Source organism: Phaeacidiphilus oryzae TH49, from assembly GCF_000744815.1.
GTDB lineage: Bacteria > Actinomycetota > Actinomycetes > Streptomycetales > Streptomycetaceae > Phaeacidiphilus > Phaeacidiphilus oryzae.
This window is the reverse complement of sequence record NZ_JQMQ01000004.1, coordinates 334,640-359,890: the sequence shown is the minus strand read 5'-3', so window position 1 is coordinate 359,890 and position 25,251 is coordinate 334,640. Positions and strand designations below refer to the sequence as shown.

The window sequence follows — 25,251 nt, the reverse complement described above, 5'->3', positions numbered from 1 at the left end:
ACCCCGCGACCGGGTCGGCCGCGGCCTCGGGGGCGGGATCGGGGGCGGCCTCGGGGGCGGGATCGGAAGGCGCTTCGGGGGCGGCGCCGGGGCCCGCTTCGGGGCCGGGCGCGGCTCGTCGTCGTGGGCGGTGTTCGGGTTCGTCGCGGTGTCCGGGTGCGGCATGAGGGCGCTCCGTCTCAGATGGGGGTGACCGCGGAGATGAGCCAGCGGGGGCCTACCGGGACCAGGGTCACCAGGGCCCGGGAGGAGTCGAGTCTCGGGGTGGCGCCGCCGCCGTCGGTGGTCGTCTGGTCGATGAAGACCAGCGTCACCACCTGCCGCTCGCTCGCCCGTACCACGGAGGTCCCGACCACGTCCGCGTTGGTCACCACGCCCTCTTTCCTCGCCGCCGGCTCGATCCGCCGGGTGAACAGGTCGTGGTAGCGCGCGGTGAACCCGCCCGTCGTCGCCCCCTCGCCGGTGGCCAGGTCCTGGGCAAGGGTGTGGTAGTTGTACGAGAGGATCTGCGGCACCAGCTGGGAGGCCGCCGAGACCGCCGCCCCCCGCGCCGACTCCACCCGCTCGGCGGCCGCCGCCTGACGGCTCGTCACCACCGTCCAGGCCGCCACCGCGACCAGCAGCACCGCGAGCGCCGCGCTCAGCGCCACCGGCGCGCGGCCGAAGAGGAGGGCGCGGCCGACTCGCCGGGCGTGGGAGAGGACGGCCGACTCTGCGCTCATGACACCATCTCCACCGTGCTGACGAGCCACTTGCCCTGGATCTTCCGAAGGGTCACGGACAGCCGGTAGAGGCGGTTCTCCCCCTTGGCGTTCGTCTTGTTGCTCACCTTCGCCTCCGCGGCGACCAGCACCGTCGCCGAGCCGCCGGACACCGACTTCACGCCGATACCGTCGATCGTTCCGGTGGAGACCACCTTGTCGCCGGAGACCACGCTCTTGAACGCGGCCGCCGAGCTCTGCATCTGGCTCTTGAAGGACCCGGTCGCCCCGGCGATCGCGCGGTCGAGCTGGGACTGCGCGGTCTCGCCGTCCAGGCCGGTGAGCGCCAGCACCTCCTGCCTGGCCGCGGACAGCACCGCCTGGTCGGTCCGCTCCGCCTGCTCCCGCGTCTGCGCGGAATGCCGCTCCCCGAGACCGAGCCGGCCGACGGCCAGCACGGCGAGCATTAGCAGCACGGCCGCCGCGGGCGAGCGAAGCGCCGCGCGCAGCACGGGACGCGACCGGCCAAGAGGCATACAGGCCGCCTGGGTTGACGGTTCGTCAGTGCCCGTTTCGCGGGACGCCGGCGCCTCCTCCGCTTCGGTGGTCGGGTCGGCGGCAGCCGTCTCGGTGTCGCTCACCGCGGCTCCCTTCTACTGGTTCTGGGCGAGGGTGTTCAGCAGCAGGTCCCGCCAGTCCGACGGCGGCGGCCCGAGGATGCCCGGGCCGAGCTGGTAGGTCTTGCCGTCCGGCGAGAACATCAGGCCGGTGGAGGCGTCGTAGGTGGCGGTGGGCGACGCGGAGGAGGAGCCCGCGCTCCCCGTGAAGTCGAGGCCGCAGCCGGCCGCCGTCGCCGAGCGGAGGCTCGGGTCGTTCGGGCAGGGGTTGTTGCGGCTGCCGCGGACGTCGCTGGCGGAGTCGTGGGCGATCTTGCAGTACGAGTCCTGGGGGACGGCGCCCTTGGAGGTGTCGGTGGGGTCGCGCTGCGGGCCGCCGGTGAAGCCGGTGGTGCAGCTCGGCGGCTTGTTGACGCCGGTGAGGAAGTCCATGTGCGACCAGCCCGGCGGGGCGTTGAGGCTGACCGCCGAGATGATGTCGATGTCCGCCGGGAGGATGGACAGGGTGGTGGTGACCGAGGGGATGTAGACGTCCAGCACCTGCCCCAGCGAGGTGAGGTTGGCCAGCAGCGTGGGCAGGGTCGGCGCGAGCCGGCCGATCAGGCCGTCGGCGGCCTGCGCGAAGGCCGGCCCCTGGTCGAGGGTGCCCCGGAGGTCCGCGTCGCTCAGCTTGAGCTGGGTGGTGAACGAGGAGAGGTTGCGGGAGAAGCCGGTGATGTCCGGGGCCGCGTTCTGCTGGGTCCGGAGCACCGGCGCCAGCTCGGCGATCAGCGCCGCCGTCGGGCCGACGTTGGCCTGCGCGTTGTTCAGCAGCGGGCCGAGGGCGTCCAGCATCCGTTGGAGGTCGCCGCTGCTGCCCGCGAACGCCCGGTACGCCTCGTCCACGGTGATCCGCAGCTTGTCGAGGGGTACCGAGGCGGCGAGCTGGGAGGCGCTGCCCAGCACCCGGTCCACCGGGGTCGGCAGGCTGACGGCGCTCTTCGGCACCGTCTGACCCGCCGTCAGATACGGCGGGCCGCTGTGCGCGGGGACGAAGTCCACGTACTGCTCGCCGATCGCCGAGGTGACCCGGATCCGGGCGGTGGAGGAGGCCGGGATCCGCGTCCCGTCGTCGATGGACAGGTCGGCCCGGGCCCCGGTCGGGGTGAGGTGGACGTCGTCCACCCGGCCGATCTGCACCCCGCGCAGGGTGACGATGGCGTTGGCGTAGAGCTGGCCGCTGTCCGGCAGGTCGACGGACATCCGGTACCGGCCGATGCCGACCAGTTGCGGCAGCCGCACGTAGTTCACCGAGGCGAAGACCACGCCGACCACGGTGAGGAGGACGAAGGCGACCAGCTGGAAGCGGACCAGGCGACTGATCAATTGTTCCCCCCTAGTCCGAGGAGCCCGCCGAGGAGGCCGCCGCCGCTGCCGCTGCCCCCGCTCGAACCGCCGCCGGAACCGGTGGAGCCGCCGGAACCGCCGGAACCGGTGGACCCGGTGGCTCCGGTGCCCGTTCCCCCGGAGGAATCCGTCCCCGAGTAGCCCGACCCGGACGAGCCGGCCCCCGTTCCCAGCAGCCCCCCGAGGAGGCCGCCGCCCGGCTTCAGCGGCTGGGTCAGCGGGTTGACCTTCTGCTGCGAGCCCGTCCTGTTCAGCAGGTCGCCCAGCACCGGCAGCCCGGTGAGCCAGTTCCGGCTGAGGGTGCTGGTCCGGAGGTCCAGCTTGACGAACAGGTTCATATAGTCGCCCTTGATCATCCTGGGTACGGCCTCGCCCGGGAACGGGTAGGTCAGCAGCTCGGAGAGGGACTCCGGCAGGTTCTGCCCGGCGTCCGCCAACCTGCCCACCACCGGCTGGAGTTGCTTGAGGTCGAGCTCCAGGTTCTGCCGGCTCCGGTCGATCACCGTGCCCGCCGTCCGGCCGAGTTCGGCGACGTCCCCGAGCATGCCGACCAGCTGCCCGTGCTCCTGGTCCAGCACCGAGATGCCCTGCGGCACCTCCGCGACGGCGCCGGCCAGGGCGCGGTTCTGCCGGGAGAGGGCGCCCCCGAGCTGGTCCAGGCGGTCGATCGAGCTGACGATGTTCGCCCGCTCGCCGTTCAGTGTGCCGACGAAGGTGTCGAGGTGCGCCAGCAGCTGGCGGGTCTGGTCCTCGTGGCCGCCGAGGATGTGGTTCAGCTCGGTGGTGATGGTCCGCAGCTGGTTGAGCCCCCCGCCGTTGAGCAGCAGGGAGAGGGCGCTCAGCAGGTCCTCGGTGGAGGGGTACTGGCCGGTCCGGGAGAGCGGGATGTCGTCGCCGGCCTCCAGCACGCCGGCGGCCGGTGCGTCGGCGGCCGGCGCGTCGGCGGGCCCGGCCAGCTGGATGTACTCCGCGCCCAGCACGCTCTTCTGACCGAGCGTCGCCACCGCGTTGCCCGGCAGGTGGACGCCGTCCTTGAGCGAGAGGGTGAGCCGGGCGTGCCAGTCGTCGAAGGCGATCTTCCGGACCGTGCCCACGGTCACGTCGCCCACCTTGACCTCGGCGTTCGGGACCAGGTTGTCGACGTCGGCCATCTCCGCGGTGACGGTGTAGGAGTGGGCGCCGGTGCCGGCGGAGAGCGGCAGCCGCCAGGAGCCGACCCCGTCGAACTGGCAGCCGCAGAGCGCGAGGAGGCCGCCCACCACCCCGCCGGCCAGCAGCGCACGCCGCCGCGTCGGCCCTGAACCGGCGCCGCCGCCGGCCCCCGTCACTTTCCGCCTCCCAGCAGACCGAGCAGCCCGGACCCCGACCCGCTCCCGGAACCCGAGCCGGAACCCGAGCCGGAGCCCGAGGCCGAGCCGGAGCCCGAAGAACCCGCACCCGACCCCGCACCCGATCCCGATCCCGAGGACAGCGACTTGCTGTTCGGATTTGCCTGGTTCGGGGTCCCGTCCCGGTTCAGCAGGTCCAGGCCGACCGGCAGGTTGTCCATCTTCAGCAGGTCGGCCAGCGGGGCGACCGCCTGCTGGCAGGCCTTCGGCGTGCCGCCGAGGGAGAGGACGGTGGAGCAGATGAAGACCGCCGGGTCCTGCAGCCAGGTGGTGGCGAAGGCGCCGTCCATGCCGCCGTCCACCGGGTTGTAGATGTTCTGGAAGTTCCCCAGCGCGGCCGGCGCCACCTGGAGGATGTCCGCCAGCTGCTGCCGCTTGGCGGACAGCGCGGAGGTCTCGGTGTCCAGGTCCTGGAGGGTCCTGCCGATCCGGTCCTTGTTGCCGTCGATGAACTCCCGTACGGCGGACAGCGACTGGTCGAGGGTGGAGAGGGTGGCCGCCAGGTCGGCCCGGTCGCCGTCCAGCACCCCGGAGACCGAGTCGAGTCGCCTGAGGAAGGCGGCCACCTCGGTGTCGTTCTCGGCCAGCGCCGCGGTCAGCCTCTGCAGGTTGCCGACGGTGGCGAAGAAGTCCCCGCTGCCCTGGGAGAGGGTGCTCACCGCCGCCGACAGCCGCTGGATCGAGCGGTGCAGTTCGGCCCCGTTCCCGTTCAGGTTGCCTGCGGTGGCGTCCAGCAGCCGGCTGACCGAGCCGTCCCGGTTGGCGCCCTTCGGCCCGAGGTCCGTGGCCAGCTTGGTGATCTGCTGCTCGATGTCGTCCCATTCCACCGGTACGGCCGTGCGGGACTCCGGGATGACGGCCCCGTCGGCGAGTTGGGCGCCTCCGGTGTACGCGGGGGTGAGCTGCACATAGCGGCCGGAGACCAGGGTGGGGGCGACGATCACCGCGCGGGCGCCGGGCGGCAGCGGGTCGGCGGCGTGGTAGCTGAGGTCCACCCGGACCCGGTCGCCCTCCGAGGTCACCCGGTCCACCCGGCCGATCGGCACGCCGAGCACCCGCACCCCGTCGCCCGGGTAGAGGCCGATGGTCTGGCTGAAGTACGCGGTGAGGTGCCGCTCCTGCGGCCCGGGCCAGAAGGCGCCGACCAGGGCGGCGACCAGGAGCAGCCCCAGCACGGTGGCGATCACCCGCAGCCGGCGGGGCCCGCGGGCCGGGCGGCCGCCGCCGCGCGGGGCCAGGGAGACCGGTCCGGCCGGCAGCCGGAGTCGGCGCAGGGCGGCCCGGTCGGGCTTCGGGACTCTCACTTGCCGCTCCCCCCGGTGAGTCCCCCGCCCGCGGCGAGCTTTCGGACGACCGGCAGGCCGCTGGTGGGGATGATGTCCTGGATGTAGCCGTAGAAGAACGGCCCCGACCCCACCGCCTCGCCCAGACCGGTGGCGTAGGAGCGGAGACCGTCGATGGCCGCGTCGATGTTGCCCTTGTTGCGGTTGAGCAGCCGGACCACCGAGTCCAGGTGGTCCAGCGCGGGGCCGAGCCGCCGCTGGTTGTCGCTGACGAGCCCGCGCAGCTGCCGGACCATCGCGGTGGCGTTGACCAGTACCGCCTGGATGTCCTGCCGCCGCTGGTAGAGCTCGTCGAGCAGCAGGTTCCCGTCGTCGAAGAGGGCGTTGAGGTTGCCGGTGCGCTGGGCGAGGATGCCGGTCACGCTCCTGGCCCGGGCGAGGAGCCGGCGCAGCGCCTGGTCACGGGTGGCGATGGTGGCGGAGAGCGCGGAGACCCCCTGGAGGGCGGCGCGGGTCTGGGCGGGGGTGTTCTGGAAGGTCTGCGCGGTGGTGTCGAAGGCCTTGGCCAGCTGCCCGGTGTCGATCCTGCCGACGGTGTCTGTGGCGTCGTCGAGCACCTGCTGGATGTCGTACGGCGCGGTGGTCCTGGCCAGCGGTATCTCCCCGCCGGAGGCCAGCACGCCGCCGCCGGCCGAGGTGAGGCCGAGGAACTTGTGGCCGAGCGGGGACTCGGTGCTGATCGCGGCCCGGGTGGCGGCGCCCAGGTGGACGCCGTGGCGGACGGTGAAGGCGACCTCGACGTGGCCGCGGTCCAGGCCGATCCCGGTGACCTCGCCGACCTTGACGCCGGCCACCTCCACGTCGTCGCCCTTGCCGAGGTTCCCGGCCTCGCTGAACTGCGCCCGGTAGCCGTCGCTGGTCAGGTCGCGGTAGATGGTCCCCGACTCCAGGGCGAGCGCCACCACCAGGGCCAGCACGACCAGGCCGACCAGGCCGACCCGCCTCCGGTTCATCTCCTGAAAGCTCTTCATGTCCGCGCCCCGCCCCTCAGCCGTTCGCCTTGCAGCGCGAGATCTCGCTGTTCAGAGCCGGCAGCGTGACCGGCTTCCCGTCCGGTCCCGTGACCATGATCTGGACCTGGCACAGGTAGAAGTTGAAGAACTGCCCGTAGGCGCCGAGCCGGGAGAGCAGTCGGTAGTCGACCGGAAGCCGGGTCAGGTCCTTCTGCAGCAGACCCGAGTTCGCCTCCAGCAGGGCGGCCAGGCGGTCGGTCTGGCCGACCGTCCCGGTGATGTCCGGACGGGTCTCCTGGAGCAGTCCGCCGACCGAGGTGGTGAGCCGGCTGACCCCGGAGAGCGAGTCGCCGATCTGCTTGCGGTCCTGGGAGAGCCCGCTGACCAGGTGCTGCAACCGGCTGATCAGGTCGGAGAGCTGGCCGCGGTGGGCGTCCAGGTTGCCGAGCGCGGAGTCGAACTCGCTCACCAGCTCTCCGATCACCCGGTCCCGGTCGGCCAGCGTGGAGGTGAGCGAGCCGATGTCGCCGAGCAGCTGCTGCACGCTGCCGCCCTCCCCCTGGAGGACCTCGATCAGCTCGCCGGAGAGCTGGTTGACCTGTTGCGGGGCCAGTCCCTGGAGCAGTGGGGTGAAGCCGTTGTAGAGCTCGTCGAGGTCGAGGGCGGGAGCGGTGCGGTCGAGCGGGATGAGGGCGCCGGGGGCCAGCGCGGCCGGGCGGCGGCCGTCCGCCGCCGCGCCCGGGGAGAGCTGCAGATAGCGGTCGCCGACCAGGTTCTGGTAGCGGATGGAGGCCTGGGTGGTGGTGGTCATCGGCACCGTGCGGTCCACGGTGAAGGTGACCTCGGCCCGGTCGTCCGAGCGCAGGGCCACCTTCTCCACCTGGCCGACCGAGACCCCGGCGGCCCGTACGTCCTGCCCGGCGACCAGCCCGGAGGCGCTGCTGAAGACCGCATGGTAGGTGTGGGTGCTCTCCTGCCGGAAGCCGCCGAGGACGGCGGCGATCCCGGCCGTGAGGACGCCCCCGATCACCACGATCACCAGCACCTTCACGCCGACCCCGGCCCGAGGCCCGCTCACTTCGACCCCGCCCCCTTCGCCTTCGCCCTGGCGTCCGCCAGCGACTTGGCGATCGCCCTGCCGGCGTCCTCGCCGAAGAGCTGGACGGCGAGCGGCGGGACGCCGACGGTCTCCGCGTTGCTGGTGTTGTCGTTGACCGACCCCGAGCCGTCGTCGAACTTGATGTGCGGATACGGGAGTTGGGCCTTGGTGATCGGACCGCCGTCGCAGCCGGGCCCGACGTCCACGGTCTTCGGCAGGTCGCCGGGGTAGGTGTACGGGTCGCGACCGGGGAGGATGGTGACGATGCCGTTCAGCCCGGGATTGCCGGTCAGTGAGGGCAGCGACTGGATCCGCAGCTGGTTCGCGGAGGCGAAGAGGCAGGGGAACTCGGAGGAGTAGCGGGCCATGGTGGCGGTGATCGGCTGGACCATGGCGAGGGCGTTGGGCAGCGCCTGCTCGTTGTCGGTGAGGAACCGGTTCGCGTGTCCGGAGAGTCCGCCCATGTCCAGCAGGAAGGCGTCCAGCTGGGCCTGCCGGGTGACCAGGGTGCGGCTGGTGGTGCGGAGGTTGTCCAGGGTGCGGGCCAGGTCGGGGACGGCCTTGGCGTATGCGCCGGCGACCGCCGGGAGCCGGGCCAGGTCGGTGCGGAGCGGGGCCAGGCCGGGGTCGAGGTCGGTGAGGTAGGTGTTCAGCTGGTCGATGTAGCCGCCCAGCCGGTAGCCGCGGCCGTCGAGGGCGCCGGCCAGCGCGCCCAGGGTGGCACTGACCTTGGCCGGCTGGACGGCGGTCAGCAGCTGGTAGAGGTTCTGGAACAGGGTGTTGATCTCGGTGCCCACCCGGGCCGAGGTGAGGACGGCTCCCGCGCTGATCCGCGGACCGCCGCCGGAGCCGCCGGCCGGCGCCTCCAGGTCGACGTACTTGGTGCCGAAGACGGTGGGGGCGACGACCTCGGCGGTGACGTCGGCGGGGATGAACCGGACCTGGCGGGGGCTCAGGGCCAGAGTGAGCCGGGCTCCCCCGTCCACCGCCTGGACCGAGCGCACCTGGCCCACGGTGACCCCGCGCAGGGTGACGTCGGAGCCGGGAGCGGTCAGCAGACCCGAGCGGTCGGCCTCCACCGTCACCCGCACCGCCGGGGTGAAGACCTGGAGGTAGTCGGCGACCACCAGGCCGACCACGCCCAGCACCAGGACCGTGCCGAGCACGCCGAGCAGCCGGTTGCGCAGCCGCAGTGCCCGCTCGGTCCTGGGGGCGGCCCGGCGGGCGGCCCTGGGGCCCGGCCCGGGCGGGCGGGGCGAGCCGGGAGCGACGGTCAGCGCCATGTCACCACCTCACCTGGAGACGTGGAGGGTGTCGGAGTGGCCGTACAGGATCAGGCTCATGGCCAGGGCGACGAACATGATGCCGACCAGGGAGAGCCGCACCGCGCGGCCGACCGCCCGGCCGACCCCGGCCGGGCCGCCGCCGGCCGTGTAGCCGTAGTAGCAGTGCACCCCCATCACCACGACCGACATCACCAGCACTTCCAGGAAGGAGCTGAGGATGTCCCTGGGCACCAGGAAGGTGCCGAAGTAGTGGTCGTAGGAGCCGGAGGACTGGCCGTAGAAGTCGACCACGGTCAGCCGGGTGAGGGCGTAGGACATGAAGAGGGAGACCGCGTACAGCGGGGTGACCGCGACGAAGCCGGCGATCAGCCTGGTGGTGACCAGGTACGGCAGGGTGGGCACCGCCATCACCTCCAGGGCGTCCACCTCGTCGCTGATCCGCATCGCGCCGATCTCGGCGGTGAAGCCCGAGCCCACGGTGGCGATCAGCGCCACGCCGGCGATCAGGGGGGCGGAGATCCGGGTGTTCACATAGGCCGACACGAATCCACTGATCGCCTCCACACCGATGTTGGCGAGCTGCGAGTAGCCCTCCAGTGCGATCTCGACCCCGGCACTGCCGGTGAGGAAGGCGACGATCACCGCAGTGCCGCCGACCATGGCCAGCGCCCCGGTGCCGAAGGTGACGCCGGCCAGCTGGCGGACGATCTCCCGGTGGTAGCGGCCGAGCGCCCGGTACACCCACAGCAGGGACCTGGTGTAGAAGGAGAGTTGGTCGCCGATCGTCTCCAGGGTGCGGAGCACCGCCGAGTCCGCGCCTCGGCGCCGCCGGGGAATCGTGTTCGCCACCGCGCCGCCCCCTATGCCCCGCCGCCGAGTTGCAGATAGACCGCGGTGATCAGCACGTTGAAGACGAACAGCAGGACGATGGCCAGGATGACGGTCTGGTTGACGGAGTCGCCGACGCCCTTGGCGCCGCCCGCGGTGGTGAGCCCGCGGTAGCAGGCGACCAGACCGGCGCAGAGCCCGAAGGACGCCGCCTTGATCTGGCTGACCACGAAGTCGGAGAGGTGGGTGAGGAGGGTCAGGTTGGCCGCGAACTGCCCCGGACTGGCGCCCTGCAGGGCCACAGAGAGGACATAGCCGGTGCCGATGGCGACCGCCGAGACGACGGCGTTCAGCAGCACCGCCACCAGAGTGGAGGCCAGCACCCGGGGCACCACCAGCCGGTGAACGGGGTCCACACCGAGCACCTGGAGGGCGTCGATCTCCTCGCGGATCTTCCGGGAGCCGAGGTCGGCGCAGATCGCCGTGGCCCCGGCTCCGGCCACCACCAGGACGCTGGCCATCGGCCCGATCTCCCGGATCACCGCCAGGCCGACGCCCGCGCCGGCCAGGTCGATCGCGCCGATCTGCATCAGCAGCTGGTTGACCAGGTAGATGACCACCCCGAGGAAGGGCACCGTGAGCATGATCGCCGGGAAGATCGAGACCCCGGCGATGAACACCGTCTGCTCCAGGAACTCCCGCAGCTGGAACGGGCGCCGGAACATCGCCCGGAAGGTGTCCAGGGACATCGCGAAGAAGCCGCCGATGGGCGCCAGCGGCCGGGTGATCAGGTCTCTCTCCGCCATCACACCCGCCTCTGGCGAGCGGACGCATCGCAAGGCATCATGCGGTCCTCCGGTTGGGGCGGAGTCTGGTCCCTGGCAGGCGCGTACTCGGCGATGGCGCAGGTCCTCCCGAGATCGAAGCTCTCGGGACTCTAGTAACCGGAATCTACTGAAACAAGAGTCATGCCGGAGAAATTTGACGACCCGTCAGTAACTCGCCAGAGGGGCTGTGACCTCACAAGACGTCAGAACGGGACTCCGCAGCGGAGCAGGACGTTGGCGTACGGGCGCGCCTCGCCGGTGCGCACCACGAGGCGCGCGCCGGCCGTGCGCGCCTTGAGCTCCGCATGCGGGATCAGCTCCAGCGCCGGACCCGGGAAGGCCGCGGAGAGCCGGCGGAGCACCTCGGGGTTGGCCTCCTCGGCCTCGGCGGCGGCCACCGCCCCCTCGAAGACCAGCTCCGCCAGCAGCCCCTCCAGCACCTCGGCGAAGGACGGCACCCCGAAGCGGAAGGCCAGGTCCACCACCCGCGGTCCGTCCGGGATGGGCAGTCCGGCGTCGCAGACCACCACCTGGTCCGTGTGGCCGAGCGCGGCCAACCGGCCGGCCAGCGCCCGGTTGATGATCCCGGAGCGCTTCACCGGAACTCCCCACCCTCTACACTGTCTGCACTGTCGAGCGCCGTCAGCTCCGCCGGGGTCGGATACGAGGCCTGCGCGCCGGGCTTGGTGACCGCGGCCGCCCCGACCCGGGCGGCGAAGGCCGCCGCCCCGGCGAGGGACTCCCCCGCCCGAGCCGCCAGGCGAGCGCCGCGGTGAAGGCGTCCCCCGCGCCGGTGGTGTCCACCGCCTTCACCCGGGGGCTGGGCACCCGGGTGGTGGCCACCGTACCGCTCCCGTCGGCCTCCGCGATCACCGCGCCCGCCGCGCCCAGGGTCACCACCACCGACCGGCAGCCGGCCTCGCCGACCAGGGCCCGCGCCCAGTCCTCCGGGGCGTCCCGCCGGTCCGGAACCTCCTTCTCCGACGTGTCCGATCCGGCTTCTGACGGGCCGTCACCCAGCAGTACGGCCGCCTCGTGCTCGTTGACCACCAGCGGGTCGCAGACGGCCAGCACCTCGGCGGGCAGCCGGGCCGGCGGCGAGGGGTTGAGGACCACCCGGGTGCCGTTCCGCCGGGCGACGGCCGCGGCCTCGGCGACCGTCTCCAGCGGGATCTCCAGCTGCAGGGAGATCACCCGGGCCCCGGCCAGCAGCGGCTCGGCCGCCCGGACGTCCGCCGGGGTGAGCCGGGCGTTGGCGCCGGGCGAGACCACGATGCTGTTGTCCCCGTCCGGGTCGACGGTGATCAGCGCCACCCCGGTGGCCGCGCCGCCCGTGAGGAGGGCGCCGGTGTCCACCCCGGCGTCCCGCAGCGAGGTGGTGAGCAGCTGCCCGTGGGCGTCCTCGCCGACCCGGCCGAGGAGCGCGGTGGCGGCCCCCAGCCGTGCCGCGGCCACCGCCTGGTTGGCGCCCTTCCCGCCCGGGTGGACGACCAGGTCGGAGCCGAGGACGGTCTCCCCCGCCCCCGGCCGGCGCTCCACCCCGACCACCAGATCGGCGTTGGCCGAGCCCACGACCACCAGTTCCCAGTCGCGCGTGTCCACTCTCTGCCCTTCTGCTTCCTGTGCTGCCACCGGCTCCCCGACTCCCGTCAGGGCTTGAACGCGGCGACGTTCCCCTTGGTGACGACCTCAACCGCCACCTTGACATTCGACGGGACGCTCTGCCCCTTGATCGCCCGAACGGCGTTCAGCACGGCCAGCTGCCCGAGCTGGGAGGGCCGCTGGGCGACGTCCGCCGCCTCGGTGCCGGCCCGCACCGCGGCCAGCCCCTCGGCCTCCCCGTCGAAGCCCACCACCTTGACCTTTCCGGCCTTGGCGCCGAGCGCCTTGATCGCGCCCAGGGCCATCTCGTCGTTGGCGGCGAAGACCCCCGCCACGTCCGGGTGCGCCTGGAGGAGGTTGCTCATCACGTCCAGGCCCTTGGTGCGGTCGAAGTCCGCGGGCTGCTCGGCGACGATCCTGATCCCCGGGTAGGCGGCGATCCCGGCCTTGAAGCCCTGTTCGCGCTCCTGCGCGGCGGAGGTGCCCGCGGTGCCCTGCAGCACCACGATGCTGCCCTGCCCGCCGAGCTGCTCGGCCAGCGCCCGGGCGGCGAGCCGGCCGCCGGTGACGTTGTCCGAGGCGACCAGGCTGGTGATCGGCGCGCCGGTGACGCCCCGGTCCACCGCGATCACCGGCACCTTGGACTTCGCCGCGAGCTTCGCCGAGGGGGCGGCGGCGTTGGAGTCCACCGGGTTGAGGACGACCGCCTGGTCGTTCTGGCTGAGGAAGTTGGAGACCTGGTCGGCCTGGGCCGAGGCGTCGTTGTCCGCGTTGGTGATGGTCAGGTCCACCCCCAGCTTCCTGGCCTCGGCCTGGGCGCCGGAGCGCACCGAGACGAAGAAGGGGTCGTTCAGGGTGGACAGCGTCAGCCCCACCTTGGGCTTCGAACTGCCGCCCGAGCGGTACGCGTTGACCCCGATCACCAGGCCGAGGACGACCACCACGGCGGCCGCGCCGAGCAGCCCGTCCCGCATCCGGCGTCCGCCGCCGGAGCCGCCCGCGACCGCGCCGGCGCCCGCGCTGGTCCCGGCCGCGGAGGCCCGGGCACTGCGCCGCCGCAGCGTGTCCAGCAGCACGGCCAGCGCGATCACCACGCCGATCACCACCTGCTGCCAGAACGAGGAGACGTTCAGCAGGTTGAGCCCGTTCCGCAGGACGGCCAGGATCAGCGCGCCGATGAAGGTGCCGGAGGCCTTGCCCTTGCCGCCGGAGAGGCTGGCCCCGCCGATCACCACGGCGGCGATGGCGTCCAGCTCGTAGCCGTTGGCGGCGTCCGGCTGCGCGGAGGCGAGCCTGGAGGCGAGGACGATGCCGGCGATCGCGGCGAAGAGGCCGGAGAGGCCGTAGATCACCAGCTTCTGCTTCTTGACCCGGATCCCGGAGAGCCGGGCCGCCTCCTCGTTGCCGCCGATCGCGTACATGGTGCGGCCGATGTAGGTGCGGCCCAGGATGACCGCGGTGACCGCGCCCATCACCAGCATCACCAGCACGGGCACCGGCAGCCAGCCGCCGAGGGTCTCGCCGAGGCCGGAGACCGAGGACGGGAAGGCGATCGGGCTGCCCTGGGAGATCACCATGGCGAGGCCGCGGCCGACCGAGAGCATCGCCAGGGTGGCGATGAACGGCGGCAGCTTGCCGAAGGAGATCAGCACGCCGTTGAGCAGTCCACCGGCCACGCCCGTGACCAGCGACACGATCACCGCCAGCCAGACCGGCAGACCGCCGCTGGAGGCCAGCCAGGCGAGGACGATCGCGGAGAGCGCGGCCATCGAGCCGACCGAGAGGTCGATCCCGGCCGAGACGATGACGAAGGTGACGCCGAAGGCGAGCACCGCGTCCACCGCCGCCTGCACACCGACGTTCAGCAGGTTGCTGGTCGTCAGGAAGCTGCCGGAGAGCACCGACAGCACCACCACCAGCAGCAGAAGGGCGACCAGTGCCCCGTTCTCCAGCAGGAGCCGGCGCAGTCCGCCGTCTCTGCCGCGGCCGCCCGCGGCCTGGCGCTCCATCACCTCAGTGGCCATGGGAGATTCCCACCTTTCCCTCCGCCGGCTCCGTTGCCGACGAGCCCGTTTCCCACGATTCGGTTACCGCCAGAGCCATCACGTCGTCCTGGCTCGCCCGCGCGGGGTCCAGTTCCCCCGCGATCCGCCCCTGCGCCATCACCAGCACCCGGTCGCTCATCCCGAGCACCTCGGGCAGGTCGCTGGAGACCATCAGCACCGCGTGCCCCGACGCGGTGAGCTCGTTGACGAGCTGGTAGATCTCGACCTTGGCGCCGACGTCGATGCCGCGGGTCGGCTCGTCCAGGATCAGCACCCGGGAGCCGGCCAGCAGCCACTTGCCGATCACCAGCTTCTGCTGGTTGCCGCCGGAGAGGGTGCCGGCCGGCTGGTCGAGCCCGGCCATCCGGACCCTGAGCCGCTCGGCGATGCCGGCCGCGGAGGCGCGCTGCCCGGAGCGGTCCACGAAGCCGTAGCGGGCCGTGCGGCCCAGCGTCACCAGGCCGAGGTTCTCCTCGATCGGGGCGTCCAGCACCAGGCCCTGCGCCTTGCGGTCCTCCGGGACCAGGCCGATCCCGGCCGCCATCGCCGCGTTGACGTCGCCCGGCCGCACTGGCCGGCCCTCGACCTCGACACTCCCGGAGTCGTAGGGGTCCGCGCCGAACACCGCCCGCACCACCTCGGTGCGGCCGGCGCCGACCAGACCGGCCAGGCCGACCACCTCGCCGGCCCGCACCTCGAAGTCCACGTCCCGGAAGACGCCGGCACTGGTGAGGCCGCGCACCCGGAGCAGCGGTTCGCCCAACTCCGGGCGCTCGCGCGGATACTGGGCCTCGATCTCGCGGCCGACCATCAGCCGCACCAGCTCGTCCTGGTCGGTGTCGGCCGGCACCTGGTCGACGCTGCGGCCGTCCCGCAGGACGGTGACCCGGTCGCCGAGGGCGGCGATCTCCTCCAGGTGGTGGGTGATGAAGACGACGCCGACACCGTCCGCGCGCAGCGCCCGGACGATGGCGAAGAGCTTCTCCACCTCCTCGGTGGTGAGCACCGCGGTCGGCTCGTCCATGATCAGTACCCGGGCGCGAAGGCTGAGCGCCTTGGCGATCTCCACCATCTGCCGCCCGGCTATCCCGAGTTCGGCGACCCGGGTGCGCGGCGGCACGTCCAGGCCGACCCGCTTCAGCAGCTCGGCGGCCTCCTCCTGCATCCGGCGCCGGTCCACGAAGCCGTACCGCCGGGGCTGGCGGCCGAGGAAGATGTTCTCCGCCACGCTGAGCTCGGGCACCAGGTTGAACTCCTGGTAGATGGTGGCGATGCCGAGCCGCTCGGCGTCCTGGGCGCCGTTGATCCGCACCTCCGCGCCGTCCACCAGGACGCGGCCGCGGTCCGGCCGGTGCGCCCCGGAGAGGACCTTGATCAGGGTGCTCTTGCCGGCGCCGTTCTCGCCGAGGAGGACGTGCACCTCGCCCCGGCGGAGGTCGAAGTCCACCCGGTCCAGGGCGACCACACCGGGGAAGGTCTTGCGCACGCCCTCCAGGCGCAGCAGTTCGGCGGAGCCGGCCGGGGGTTCCGGCGGATCCGGCGGGGTGCTCGATGGAGCCACGCTGCTCATCGACTACTCCTTGTCGGGGACACTCTTGGCGGGGTCGGGTTCAGGTTCTCTCGGGCTCTCCGCAGGAGCGGCGGGCGACCAGCCGCGCGGAGAGGGTGACCGAGGAGGCGGTGCGCCCCTCGATCCGGTCGGCCAGCGCACGCACCGCGGCCCGCCCGAGCTCCCGGGTGGGCTGCGCGATCGCGGTGATCGGCGGCGCGGTGTGCGGGAACCAGGGGATGTCGTCGAAGGCGGCCAGCGCGATGTCCTCGGGGACGCGCAGGCCGCGGCCGCGGAACTCGTCCAGGGCGCCCAGCGCCATCAGGTTGTCCGCGGCGAAGACCGCGTCCGGCGGCTCCGGCAGCTCCAGGAAGCCGGCGGCCGAGCGGCGGCCGCTGTCCGCCTGGAAGTCCCCCTGCCCGATGTACTCCTGAGGGAGCGTCAGGCCGAGTTCCGCGAGCGCCGCGCGGAAGGCGCCGATCCGCTCGCGGCCGGTGGTGGTGGCCGCGGGCCCCGCGATGATGGCCAGCCGGCGGCGGCCGAGCGCGTGGAGGTGGCGGACCAGGTCGCGGATCGCGGCGCAGCCGTCGGCGCGGACCACCGGGACGCCGTCCAGGCCGGGGATCCACCGGTCCACGAAGACCAGCGGCACGGAGCCCTCCCGGACGGTCTCCCGCAGCAGCGGGGACGCTCCGTCGGCCGGGCTGAGCAGCAGTCCGTCGATCCGTCGGTCCAGGAGGGTGGCGATGTGGTGGTCCTGGAGCCGCGGCTGCTCGTCGGCGTTGCCGATGACCACGCTGTAGCCGAGCGCCCTGGCCTCGTCCTCGACCGCCCGGGCCAGCTCGGTGAAGAAGGGGTTGAGGACGTCGCTGACGACCAGGCCGATGGTCCGGGTCTGGGCCGTGCGCAGCGAGCGGGCCAGGGCGTTCGGCCGGTACTCCAGCTCGGCGACGGCCGCGAGCACCCGGGCGCGGGTGTCCGGGCTGACCGCGGGGTGCTCGTTGAGCACGCGGGAGACGGTGGCCGCGGAGACGCCCGCGCGGGCGGCGACGTCCTTGATGCTCGCCATCGAGCGCCCTCCTCCGACTGATCCACCCATGGAATCGATTACACGAGAGATTGGAATCGATTCCACACTCCCTTGGCAAGAGCCGAGTCCGGATTGTGATCTACCGCGCCGCCGGGCGACTCGCCGCCGCAGGGATCCGCAGGTTGCACCGGTTCGCGCCAGAATGGTGGGTAGCCGAGCATCAAGAGCCGCCACCCCCCCTTCTGGAGGCGTCGAAGCATGCCGATCGCCACGATCAACCCCGCCACCGCCGAGACCCTGGAGACGTTCGAGCCGTTCACGGACGAGCAGATCGAGGAGCGGATCGCCCGCTCCGAGGCCGCCTTCGCCGGCTACCACGCGATGGACCCGGACTCCCGGGCCAAACTGCTGCGCTCCGCCGCCGACGTCCTGGACGACCAGCTGGACGAGCTGGCCCGCACGGTCACCCTGGAGATGGGCAAGCCGCTCGCCCAGGCCCGGGCCGAGGTCCAGAAGTGCGCCAAGGCGCTCCGCTGGTACGCCGCCCACGCCCGCGCGCTGCTCGCCGACGAGCGCCCCACCCCGGAGGACATCGCCGACACCGGCGCCCGCGACGCCTACGTACGACTGCGCCCGCTCGGCCCGGTGCTGGCCGTGATGCCGTGGAACTTCCCGCTGTGGCAGGTGATCAGGTTCGCCGCCCCCGCCCTGCTGGCCGGGAACACCGCGCTGCTGAAGCACGCCTCCAACGTCCCGCGGACGGCGCTGGCCCTGGAGAAGGTCTTCGACCGGGCGGGCTTCCCGGTCGGCGCCTTCCAGACGCTGCTGGTCCCGTCGAGCGCCATCGAGGGCGTGCTGCGCGACCCGCGGGTGGCCGCGGTGACCCTCACCGGCAGCGAGGGCGCCGGGCGCGCGGTCGCCGAGATCGCCGGCAGCGAGGCCAAGAAGTCGGTGCTCGAACTCGGCGGCAGCGACCCCTTCCTGGTGCTGCCCTCGGCGGACGTGGCGAAGGCGGCCGAGGTGGCGGTGACCGCCCGGGTGCAGAACAACGGGCAGTCCTGCATCGCGGCCAAGCGCTTCATCGTCCACGAGGCCGTCTTCGACGAGTTCTCCCGGGCCTTCGTCGAGGCGATGCGGGCGCTGCGGGTCGGCGACCCGATGGCCGAGGAGACCAAGGTCGGCCCGCTGGCCACCGAGTCCGGGCTGACGGAGGTCGAGGAGCAGGTCGCGGACGCCAGGGAGAAGGGCGCGACGGTGCTCTGCGGCGGCGAGCGGCCGAACGGCCTCGGCGCGGGGTGGTACTACTCCCCCACCGTGGTCACCGACCTCACCCCGGAGACGCGGATGCACACCGAGGAGGTCTTCGGGCCGGTCGCCTCGCTCTACCGGGTGGGCTCCCTGGACGAGGCGATCGCCCTGGCCAACGACACCCGCTACGGCCTCAGCTCCAACGCCTGGACCCAGGACGCCGAGGAGCAGCGCCGGCTGATCGCCGAGCTGCGCGCGGGCGCGGTCTACCTCAACGGCATGACCGCCTCCCACCCGGCGCTTCCCTTCGGCGGCATCAAGCGCTCCGGCTACGGCCGGGAGCTCGCCGGCCACGGCCTGCGCGAGTTCTGCAACGTCACCACGGTGTGGGTCGGCTGACGCCGGCCTTCTCAGCCGGCCGCGGGGGTGGGCTCTGGCTCTGGCCGGACGTTCGATCGTCGAGCAGCTCCGCCCCGCACGATCATCCGGCACCGGCACCGGAGAGGTGAAGAATCTGCGAACCCGTCCGCTTCCGCGGACCGCGCCCCTCCGCTCACTGGAGACTGGTGGGGTGCGAACTCTGTACGGCGGGGGCGCGGCGGGGGCGCCGTTCGCGGGGACCACCGCCACCGCGACCGCGACCGCGACCGCCACGGCCACGGCCACCGGCCGCCTTGAGGTGGCGCGCGTGGCCGGGATATGGCGGGCGCGGCCGGTCTGGCATCCGGGCCTGCGCCCGTACCTCCTCGACTACGCCGGCTACTGGGAGGCCGTGCCGTCCCCGTACCAGGTGCGGATGGTGCCGAGCGCCCGCGCGGTGCTGGTGATCAGCCTCGGGGAGCCGTTCTCCGACGTCCGGCGGCTGGGCGCGACCGGGGCCGGCAGCGGGCGGATCGGCTCCCTGGTAGTGGGGCTGGCCGACGGGCCAGCCCAGTGCGTCCATCCCGGCGGTCAGGAGGCGATCCGGCTGGAGTTCACGCCGCTCGGCGCCTACCGCCTCCTCGGCCTGCCCATGCGGGAGCTGACCGGCCAGGTCATCGAGCTCCGGGACCTGCTGGGCCGGCAGGCCGGCGAGCTGGTGGAGCGGCTGGCGGCCACCAGGGACTGGGAGCGCCGCTTCGACCTGCTGGACGCGGCCCTGCTGGCCCGGCTGGCGGACGGGCCCTCCCCCGCGCCCGAGGTGGTCCGCGCCTGGCAGCTCCTCGCGGGCAGCGCGGGCACCCTGCCGATCGGCCGGATCGCGGCCGAGGTCGGGTGGAGCCAGCGGTATCTGGGCCGGCGCTTCGCCGAGCAGATCGGGCTGACGCCCAAGGTCTCCGCGCGCGTCCTGCGCTTCGGCCGGGCCGTGGCGCTGCTCGACCGCGGTGCGACCGCAACCGAGACCGCGACCGCCGCCGGCTACTTCGACCAGGCCCACCTCACCCGAGAGTTCCGCGCCCTCTCTGGCACCACCCCCCGCCGCATGCTCACCACCCGCCGCAGCGAGGGCGCTTTGGAACTGTGAACGCCGGGCGCGGAAGCGCAGAGCGGGGAAGCGCAGGGCGGGGCCCCACGCGGGCGCGGAACGCGCGGGGTGGCGGGCGCCGCACCCGGCGGTGGCTGCCCGGGGTGGTTCGGGCTTCGTTGCCGGGTGCGGTGGATCTCGCGGCTGGGCGCGGGTTTCCGCGGCCCTCGGGCGCTGGCCGGCCCTGCGGAGCGGTCAGCCCGCCGCGGCGGCGGTCAGTGCCTCCAGGGCGCTGGCCTGGGTGCGCCAGGAGGTGGCGTTGGGGGTGGTGCCGGCCCAGCGCTCACCGAGGTTGTTGAGGGAGTCCCGGTCCGTGGACCAGATGGAGTCGGCCTGGGTCCGGATGTAGTCGCGGTAGGCCGGCGCGCCTGTCGCCCGCGCCAGATCGGCGAAGTTGCGGATGAAGATGCCCTTGAACTGCCGCTGGTTGTCGTCGCAGGAGCCCTGGCCGAGGTCGCAGGACTCGGTGAGGATGCCGTTCACGGTCAGCTGGCCGCTGCTCATCGCGGTGTCCGCGAGGCGGCGCGCGGTGGCCAGCGCGGTCGCGTCGCCGGTGTCCTTCCAGAGCTCGGTCAGGCCGCCGATGGCGAGGCCCTGGTTGTAGCTCCAGACGGTCTGGCCGTTGTTCTGGCAGGTGTCGGTCAGGCCGTCGTTGACCAGCCCCTGGGAGTCGATCAGCCCGCTGGACATGTACCAGGCCCCGGCCGTCCTGGCCCGGTCGAGCCACTGGGTGTCGCCCGGGATCGCCTGGTGCAGCTCAGCCGTGAAGAGCAGGTACAGCCCGCTGGTGACGGCGTTCTTGTAGGTCTTCTCGATGCTCCACCACTCGCCGCCCCCGCAGGTGCCCGGGTCCCAGTACTGGTTGAGGAAGTCCCCGATGGTCTGCGTGGTGGCCAGGTAGCGCGCCTGGTGGGTGTAGTCGTACGCGGTGAGCCAGGCCAGGCCCCACCAGCCCGTGTCGTCGACCGCGCGGGAGATGAAGTTCCCCTGGATCGCGTCCGAGCTGCGCACTCCGGCCGGGAACGCCTGGTGGTTCTCGTCGAAGGTGCGGGCGACCACCCAGTCGTAGTCGTGGGTGCCGGCGGTCCGCTCGTAGTCGATCAGGGCGGTCAGGGTGGCCGCCGAGTTCCACCAACTGCTGGGCCACCAGCCGCTGTAGGGGTCGTAGGACCACATCAGGGCGTCCGCCGCGGCGGCCGCCTTCGAGGGCGCGGGCCGCGACCACTCCGTGCAGCTCGCGGCCGACTGGCCGGCGGGCCGGAGGCAGGCGCGGAGGGCGCCGCCGTAGAGGAGGCCGCGCGGATCGCGGGAGGCGAACATCGAGGTGGCGGCGGTGGACGCACCGGCGCGTGCGGCGGTGAGGCCGAGCTGCCCGCCGTCCGGTGTGCTCGCGCCGCCGTCCCAGGAGCGCTCGATCCAGATCCGGTCGCCGGGGCGGGCGGCGGCCAGGCCGGCCCAGCCCATCCGGTCGCGCTGGTCGGCGTGGAGGGCGAGGGTGCGTCCGTCGACCGCGACCTCGGGCACCGGTACGGCGTCGCCCGCCGCCTGGGAGGAGGGGGTCCCGTCGCAGAGGGTGTCGCAGTCCTTGGGGTACGCCCAGCCGGTGCAGGACTGCCGGCCGGCGGTGGCGGCGCAGGCGCGGACCCAGCCGCGGCGGTGGCCGCGTGGGTCAGTGATGTTGTATAGCGCCGTGGCGGCCGTGCCGCCGGTGCCGGACAGCGCGGTGGTGCCCAGCGTCTCGTGGTCGGTGCCGGCGTTCCAGGTGCGCTCGACCCAGACGGTGTCGGACGCGCTGCCGCCCGCCAGGACTCCCCAGGCCATGTCGTCCTTGGCGGAGACGTGCAGTGTCAGCAGCCCGGCGCCGACGCGGCGGGCGGGAACCGGCGCACTGTCGCCCTGCGCCTGCGCGGCGCCGACACCGTCGCAGGACAGGACGCAGACCGCGGTGCCGTCGGCGGAAGCGGCGCCGGCGGCGGGAGCGGCGCCAGAAGCGGCGGCACCGGCGTCCACCGCCGTCGGCGCGGACGCCCGCGCCTGCGCGGCCGGAGTCGCGAGGGCGAGGCCGACGGCGGTGAGCAGGGCCAGCCCGAAGGCGAGCAGCCGGCCGGCGGCGCCACCGCCGCGGATGCCGGGCGAGAGAGCAGGGGGTCTCACATCAACCTCCACGACAACGTTGTCAGGAGCGCCAACGGCCTTACCGGCGTTGGTTTCTGACGGGTCGCCGGAAGATTACCCGGGGCCGCGGACGGTGTAAACGAGGCGGCAGTCCCCCGCCGGTACGGCAGTCGCGGACGGGAACGGCGGCCGCAGGCGGGGCGGGACCGGCCGAGGGGCCGCCGCCGGCGGCGGCCATCGCGCCGGCGCCGGCGAGCGGGTCCCCTCGGTACCCGGACCCTCCTCCCTCAGGAGAGGCGGTGGCTCTCCGGCGGGCCCAGGTAGGACCAGCGGAGGCCGCCGGTGTCGATGACGAGCTTGTGGAGGATCACCGTCGGGTCGACCATCCAGAACCGCAGGGTGTGGTTGCCGGCCGCGGCGATGCTGTGGCTGGTGGTGGTCGCGTTGACGTTGTTGGACGTGTTGCGGGCCCAGGCGTCGTTCAGGGTGGCGTCCACCGAGCCGGTCGCGGTGACGATGTCCACGCTCTGCGGCGCGGCGCCGTCGAAGGAGACGGCGTAGGCCAGGCTGCCCGAGGCCAGCGCGTGGTTGCGCGGGGAGAGGTAGGCGGTGACCCGCACCTCGCCCGGCGCCAGGAGCACCACGTCGTACTCCAGCCGCGGCGAGTCCGCCGCCCCCGGGGTCTGGCGGGCCGCGGTGACCGGGAAGGGCGTCACCACCGAGCCGTCCCGGCCGAGGTCGGCGAGGGTGGTCCAGTCGATCCCGGCGCTGCCGCCGAACGCGCGCGAGTAGTGCGGCGCGAGGATCGAGACATGGCCGTCGGCCTCGACGTGGCCGCGGGCCCCCGCGGGCAGCGACGGGTTCTCCACCAGCGCCGTGACCACCACCTCGGTGCCCTCGCTTCCGCTCACGGTGAGCGGAACGCGGGTGGTGCCGCGGGGCGCCCGCGCCCAGTCGGCGCGCAGTTCGAGCCGGGTCTCGGTGTCGATCCGTCCGCTCGGAGAGCCGACCGTCAGCCAGGACGCGCCGGAGCGGACGGTGTAGTCGAAGGGCTGCGAGCCGCGGTTGAAGATCTCGATGTACGGCGGCGGAGCGGCCGACCAGCGGCTCAGCGCGGGCAGCACCGCGTCGGCCGCCGGGGACTGCGGCCACCACGCGGTCTCGGTGCCGTCCAGCGCCACCCCCATCTCGGCGCCCGGGGCGAGGGTGATCCGCTGAACCGCCGGGAAGACCATGTCCGGCAGCGGCGGCTGCTGCCAGGAGGCGTCCGAGCCGTATCGGGCGACATCGCCGTAGTCCAGGTGCGGCTGGATCATGAACCCGGCCCACTTGCCGTTCGCCACCTGGGAGTTGTAGGCCTGCTGGAGGTCCTGGTCGGTGGCGAAGCAGGCGGCCGTCCGGTCGGCGAGCGCATTGGTGGCGGCCCGGCCCTGGGCGGCGTAGCGGAGGTTGGTGAACTCGGCCTGGCGGAGCGCGTAGACGTTGGCGGTGGCCCGCACCGGGTAGCCGACGAGCTCGGTGAAGGCGTCCTGGGCGGAGGCCGGGAGGGCGCGGGCGATCCGCTCGGCCTCGTCGGCCAGCTCCTGCCAGTCGGCGGTGACCCGTTCCAGCTCGCGGTAGTTGGCGGGGGCGAAAGGGGTGGCCGCGTCGTCGTTGTGGACGGTGCCGTCGGCGGCGGTGGTGATCCGCCGGTTGAGCAGCTCGGGCTTGCGGCGGGCCTGGAGGACGCCGTACCGGTGGAGCACCGCGCCGATCGCGGCGGCCTGCTCCGCGCCCAGGTTCTGCCGGGCGAACCGGACCTGCCACTCGGTCAGCCGCTCCAGCGGCCAGCGGTCCGGGTTCCAGGAGTAGTCCAGGAAGAACTGGACGGCCGCCTCGTGCTTCTTGAAGACGCCGGCGTTGAGCATCCAGAGGCTGCTGTCGCCGTAGGCGGTGACCTGGTGGAGCTGCTCCCACATGTTGGCCAGGTTGGAGGTCGACAGCCACATGTAGTTGCGGCCGGCGCCCACGTAGTCGTCGTGGTAGTAGATCCCGTAGCCGCCGGAGCGCGCGGGCTCCGCCGGATCCGGGAGCATCCGCATGTTGCCCCAGTTGTCGTCGCAGAGGTTGATGATGACGTCGCTCGGGGCGCGCAGGCCCTCGGCCCAGTAGCGCTGCACCTCCTTGTAGAGGGTCCAGCACTGCGGGGTGAGGGCCGCGTCCTTGCCGGTGACCTCGGCGATGATCTGCCGCTGGGCGTCGATGATCTGCTGCATCAGGTCGATGCCGGCGCCGTCGGTGAGCGCGGTGTCGCCGTTCCCGCGCATGCCGATGGTGACCACGCCCTCGATCTTCTGGTCCACCATCCGCTGGATGCCCTCGCGCCAGTAGGCCTTCAGGGCGTCGGAGTTGTAGCGGAAGGACCATTCGCCTGTGCCGCCGTAGGGGTCGTGGCCCGGGGTGGTGATGTTGCCCTGGGCGTCCCGTACGGCCGGGACGGCGAAGCGGTTCCACTCCTCGATCCCGCGCAGCATCGGCGCCTCGTGGGAGGTGCCCATCACCACTCCGTAGGCGGTGGCGGTGGCGTGGTTCTGCGGGTCGTCCAGGGCGAAGGCGCGGCCCCAGACCGCCGGCCAGAGGTAGTTGGCCTTCAGCCGCAGCATCACCTCGAAGATCCGGGCGTAGAAGAAGTGGTTGAGCCCGCCGGGGTAGCCGGCCGCGAGGCCCTTGCCGAAGTAGGAGACGGCCCAGCTGTCCAGTACAGGGTTGTCGTCGTTGATGAAGAAGCCGCGGTAGCGGACGGCCGGGGTGCCCTGGGTGTGCCGGCCGGGGAGGATCCACAGCTGCTCGCGCGGGGTCGGGGCGGCGTCCGCCCACCAGTACCAGGGAGAGACGCCGATGCCGTAACTCACGTCGTACAGGCCGTAGATGGTGCCGCGCTGGTCGCTGCCGGCGATCACCAGGGCCCGGTCGACGCCGGGCAGCGGGCGGTCCACCACCTGCTGGAGGGAGGTCTCCCAGCGACCTGCGACGCCGCTGGTGTCGATCTTTCCTTCGGCGGCCAGCCGGTCGATGACCGGGCTGCGGCCGAGGGTGCCGATCAGCACGGCGGTGCGGGCCGCGGGCGGGGCCCCGGCGGCGGTGCTGAGCGCGGGGCGGTGCCGGTCACCCGCTTGAGGTCGTCGCGGAGGTCGCCGGCCGCGCGGACCACTCCGGGGTGGTCGGCACTGCCGTCCACCCACAGCGGCACCGGGCTGCCGCCGACGGCGAGCGGGAATCCGCCGGGCACCGGCTGGAAGCGGACGTAGGCGCCGGGGTCGGTCGGCTCGGCGGAGCCGGATCCGCCGCTCGCGCCGGCGCCGGCAGCCGCCGCGTCCGCCCAGGCCGTACCGGGCAGCAGCGCCGGCGCGGCCAGCGCGCCGAGCCCCAGAGCACCCATGGCGACCACCGAGCGGCGGCTCGGGCTGAAGGTGCCCCCGGGGCCGGGGGTCTCGCGTGATTCATCCATGCCGGCGGGTCCTCTTTCGAAAGTTTCTGACACCTACTCGCTTGCCAGCGGAGACCATAAGGTGACCACCGCCCGGCGTCAACGGATCTCGCAGCGTCAACTTCAGGCTCTGTACCTGCGGTTGGTGACCATGGAAAACATCCGCCCCAGTGGATTGACCGCGGCGCGGGGCCGCTCTATGGTCACGCGGCACGGGAAGTTTCGACCTGCCAAGCACAAGTTTCGAAACACCGCCACCCACCC

Annotated in this window: 17 protein-coding genes and 2 pseudogenes; 2 read left to right on the top strand and 17 right to left on the bottom strand. The window is 73.0% G+C overall.

Annotated elements, in window-relative coordinates:
- Window positions 1-179: 179 nt before the first annotated feature.
- The 15 genes and pseudogenes from BS73_RS01820 to BS73_RS01750 all read right to left on the bottom strand — a co-directional run bounded on the left by BS73_RS01820 (window position 180) and on the right by BS73_RS01750 (window position 16,693).
- Entirely contained in the window at window positions 180-722 is a 543-nt protein-coding gene (locus tag BS73_RS01820; protein ID WP_051939070.1) for a hypothetical protein, read from the bottom strand.
- A complete protein-coding gene (locus BS73_RS34330) occupies window positions 719-1,237 on the bottom strand; it encodes a hypothetical protein (RefSeq protein WP_152617474.1) in 519 nt (172 codons plus the stop codon). Before BS73_RS34330 ends, BS73_RS01820 begins: the two co-directional genes overlap by 4 nt.
- 117 nt (window positions 1,238-1,354) lie before the next feature.
- On the bottom strand, window positions 1,355-2,683 hold the full coding sequence (locus tag BS73_RS01810) for an MCE family protein (RefSeq protein ID WP_051939066.1): 1,329 nt from the start codon (window positions 2,681-2,683) through the stop codon (window positions 1,355-1,357).
- A complete protein-coding gene (locus BS73_RS01805) occupies window positions 2,680-4,032 on the bottom strand; it encodes an MCE family protein (RefSeq protein WP_051939064.1) in 1,353 nt (450 codons plus the stop codon). Before BS73_RS01805 ends, BS73_RS01810 begins: the two co-directional genes overlap by 4 nt.
- Window positions 4,029-5,396, bottom strand: coding sequence for an MCE family protein (locus tag BS73_RS01800; RefSeq protein ID WP_051939062.1), 1,368 nt, complete (start codon window positions 5,394-5,396; stop codon window positions 4,029-4,031). The genes BS73_RS01805 and BS73_RS01800 overlap by 4 nt, the downstream gene beginning before the upstream one ends.
- Window positions 5,393-6,406 (bottom strand): MCE family protein, encoded by a 1,014-nt coding sequence (locus tag BS73_RS01795; protein ID WP_063836886.1) that lies wholly within the window; start codon window positions 6,404-6,406, stop codon window positions 5,393-5,395. The genes BS73_RS01800 and BS73_RS01795 overlap by 4 nt, the downstream gene beginning before the upstream one ends.
- A gap of 16 nt (window positions 6,407-6,422) precedes the next feature.
- Window positions 6,423-7,466, bottom strand: a complete 1,044-nt coding sequence (locus BS73_RS01790) for an MCE family protein (protein WP_063836885.1) — start codon at window positions 7,464-7,466, stop codon at window positions 6,423-6,425.
- Window positions 7,463-8,770, bottom strand: a complete 1,308-nt coding sequence (locus tag BS73_RS01785) for an MCE family protein (RefSeq protein WP_051939056.1) — start codon at window positions 8,768-8,770, stop codon at window positions 7,463-7,465. Before BS73_RS01785 ends, BS73_RS01790 begins: the two co-directional genes overlap by 4 nt.
- A 9-nt stretch (window positions 8,771-8,779) precedes the next feature.
- On the bottom strand, window positions 8,780-9,622 hold the full coding sequence (locus tag BS73_RS01780) for an MlaE family ABC transporter permease (protein ID WP_037568697.1): 843 nt from the start codon (window positions 9,620-9,622) through the stop codon (window positions 8,780-8,782).
- Between the two features lie 11 nt (window positions 9,623-9,633).
- Window positions 9,634-10,407 (bottom strand): MlaE family ABC transporter permease, encoded by a 774-nt coding sequence (locus BS73_RS01775; protein ID WP_037569489.1) that lies wholly within the window; start codon window positions 10,405-10,407, stop codon window positions 9,634-9,636.
- Between the two features lie 224 nt (window positions 10,408-10,631).
- Window positions 10,632-11,027: a D-ribose pyranase gene (gene rbsD / locus BS73_RS01770; RefSeq protein ID WP_037568695.1), complete on the bottom strand. Its 396-nt coding sequence runs from the start codon at window positions 11,025-11,027 to the stop codon at window positions 10,632-10,634.
- Window positions 11,024-12,030, bottom strand: a pseudogene (locus BS73_RS01765) (ribokinase). The gene rbsD and the pseudogene BS73_RS01765 overlap by 4 nt, the downstream one beginning before the upstream one ends.
- A 47-nt stretch (window positions 12,031-12,077) precedes the next feature.
- Window positions 12,078-14,054 carry an ABC transporter permease/substrate-binding protein gene (locus BS73_RS01760; RefSeq protein ID WP_037568693.1) on the bottom strand — a complete coding sequence of 659 codons (1,977 nt, stop codon included), beginning with the start codon at window positions 14,052-14,054 and terminating at the stop codon, window positions 12,078-12,080.
- A complete protein-coding gene (locus tag BS73_RS01755) occupies window positions 14,044-15,645 on the bottom strand; it encodes a sugar ABC transporter ATP-binding protein (RefSeq protein ID WP_084703690.1) in 1,602 nt (533 codons plus the stop codon). The genes BS73_RS01760 and BS73_RS01755 overlap by 11 nt, the downstream gene beginning before the upstream one ends.
- Window positions 15,646-15,685: 40 nt before the next feature.
- A complete protein-coding gene (locus BS73_RS01750) occupies window positions 15,686-16,693 on the bottom strand; it encodes a LacI family DNA-binding transcriptional regulator (RefSeq protein ID WP_037568691.1) in 1,008 nt (335 codons plus the stop codon).
- A gap of 219 nt (window positions 16,694-16,912) precedes the next feature.
- Between BS73_RS01750 and BS73_RS01745 the strand changes: the two genes are divergently transcribed.
- Together BS73_RS01745 and BS73_RS01740 are read left to right on the top strand one after the other, a co-directional pair.
- Window positions 16,913-18,301, top strand: a complete 1,389-nt coding sequence (locus tag BS73_RS01745) for an NADP-dependent succinic semialdehyde dehydrogenase (RefSeq protein ID WP_037568690.1) — start codon at window positions 16,913-16,915, stop codon at window positions 18,299-18,301.
- A gap of 172 nt (window positions 18,302-18,473) precedes the next feature.
- Window positions 18,474-19,406, top strand: coding sequence for a helix-turn-helix domain-containing protein (locus BS73_RS01740; protein WP_235215240.1), 933 nt, complete (start codon window positions 18,474-18,476; stop codon window positions 19,404-19,406).
- A gap of 195 nt (window positions 19,407-19,601) precedes the next feature.
- On the opposite strand, the gene BS73_RS01735 is transcribed toward BS73_RS01740, so the two are convergent.
- Together BS73_RS01735 and BS73_RS01730 are read right to left on the bottom strand one after the other, a co-directional pair.
- Complete coding sequence (locus tag BS73_RS01735; protein ID WP_235215239.1) at window positions 19,602-21,560, bottom strand: glycoside hydrolase family 76 protein; 1,959 nt, start codon at window positions 21,558-21,560, stop codon at window positions 19,602-19,604.
- Window positions 21,561-21,808: 248 nt separating this feature from the next.
- Window positions 21,809-25,008 (bottom strand): annotated as a pseudogene (locus BS73_RS01730) (glycosyl hydrolase 115 family protein).
- Window positions 25,009-25,251 lie beyond the last annotated feature (243 nt).

What these genes read in the sequence shown, in the direction of transcription:
- BS73_RS01820 (WP_051939070.1), bottom strand. Translation starts at nt 722, where the DNA reads ATGAGCGCAGAGTCGGCCGTCCTCTCCCACGCCCGGCGAGTCGGCCGC.
- BS73_RS34330 (WP_152617474.1), bottom strand. Translation starts at nt 1,237, where the DNA reads ATGCCTCTTGGCCGGTCGCGTCCCGTGCTGCGCGCGGCGCTTCGCTCG.
- BS73_RS01795 (WP_063836886.1), bottom strand. Translation starts at nt 6,406, where the DNA reads ATGAAGAGCTTTCAGGAGATGAACCGGAGGCGGGTCGGCCTGGTCGGC.
- BS73_RS01785 (WP_051939056.1), bottom strand. Translation starts at nt 8,770, where the DNA reads ATGGCGCTGACCGTCGCTCCCGGCTCGCCCCGCCCGCCCGGGCCGGGC.
- BS73_RS01775 (WP_037569489.1), bottom strand. Translation starts at nt 10,407, where the DNA reads ATGGCGGAGAGAGACCTGATCACCCGGCCGCTGGCGCCCATCGGCGGC.
- BS73_RS01760 (WP_037568693.1), bottom strand. Translation starts at nt 14,054, where the DNA reads ATGGCCACTGAGGTGATGGAGCGCCAGGCCGCGGGCGGCCGCGGCAGA.
- BS73_RS01755 (WP_084703690.1), bottom strand. Translation starts at nt 15,645, where the DNA reads ATGAGCAGCGTGGCTCCATCGAGCACCCCGCCGGATCCGCCGGAACCC.
- BS73_RS01750 (WP_037568691.1), bottom strand. Translation starts at nt 16,693, where the DNA reads ATGGCGAGCATCAAGGACGTCGCCGCCCGCGCGGGCGTCTCCGCGGCC.
- BS73_RS01745 (WP_037568690.1), top strand. Translation starts at nt 16,913, where the DNA reads ATGCCGATCGCCACGATCAACCCCGCCACCGCCGAGACCCTGGAGACG.